At 72.5% G+C, this 1,078-nt stretch carries 1 protein-coding gene and 1 pseudogene; one reads left to right on the top strand and one right to left on the bottom strand.

Annotated elements, in window-relative coordinates:
- Positions 1–214, top strand: a pseudogene (locus ACSFA3_RS25455) (alpha/beta hydrolase); the annotation flags it as partial.
- Here the strand turns inward: ACSFA3_RS25455 and ACSFA3_RS25450 are convergent.
- On the bottom strand, positions 215–1,078 hold an 864-nt coding region (locus ACSFA3_RS25450), incomplete at its 5' end, for an L-threonylcarbamoyladenylate synthase (RefSeq protein ID WP_435508109.1).

Here is a 1,078-nt window from a genome sequence, read left to right as displayed (position 1 = left end):
GGTCGATCTGGAAGATTCGGCCGCGATCGACGCCTACTCGACCGCCCGTGCCGGCTTCGCGCAGGCCAAGGCCCTGCTGGCACAGAACACGTCGGGCAGCGCATCGGACAAGGCGCAGGCGGTCACGCTGGCGTACCACGGCACGCTGGCACCGCCGTTCTGCCTGGCTTCCGCCCGTGGCTTCTTCCAGGGCGTGCTCGCCGCTGGGGGCTGATCAGGCTGCGGACGCGCGCTGCAAGCGATCCCGCACGCCTTCCCACTCGGGCGTGTCGGGCGGCATCTCGACCCAGATCAGCTTGACGCCCTGCGCGTCGAACTCGCGCAGCACCGCGAACAGCTGCTGCGCGCTCGCCGCCGCGTCGTCGGGCATGCGCCGCTGCAGCACGCGCTGCGAGCGGCTGCGCACCACGGTGCGCGACCACACGGCGATGTGCGCGGCGTTGGCGCCCAGCACGTCGAGGCCGGTCTGGATCGCCTTGGCGTCCATCAGCCGCACCTTGGCGTCCGGGGCGTAGTGCGCCTCCAGCGTGCCCGAGGCGCGCGGGTCGGGTGTTTCGAGCACTTCGCGGTCGCTGAGCTTCTCGCCGCAGGCGGCCTCGATCTGCGCGCGCGTGATCAGGCCGGGCCGCAGCAGCACCGGGGCGCCGCGGCTGCAGTCGACGATGGTCGACTCGATGCCTACCTCGCACGCTCCGCCATCGACCACCAGCAGAGCGTCGCCGAACTCGTCGTGCACGTGCTGCGCCGTGGTTGGGCTGACGCGGCCGAAGCGGTTGGCGCTGGGCCCCGCGAGGCCGGGCACACCCTGCTCGGCACAGGCTTCGAGCAGCGCCTGCGCCACGGGATGCGAGGGGCAGCGCAGGCCGATGGTGTCCTGCCCGCCGGCGGCCGCCGCGCCCACGCCAGGCTGGCGCGTGACGATCAGCGTGAGCGGCCCGGGCCAGAACACCTGCACGAGCTTCTGCGCGAAAAGCGGCAGCGGCTGCGCGAAGCGCGACAGCGACTCGGTGCCCTTGATGCCGGCCGCCACGTGAACGATCAGCGGATGGTCGGCGGGCCGCCCCTTGGCCTTGAAGAT

Source organism: Variovorax glucosi (genome assembly GCF_051216695.1).
In the GTDB taxonomy this organism is placed as follows: domain Bacteria; phylum Pseudomonadota; class Gammaproteobacteria; order Burkholderiales; family Burkholderiaceae_C; genus Variovorax.
This window is presented reverse-complemented; position numbering and strand designations above follow the sequence as displayed.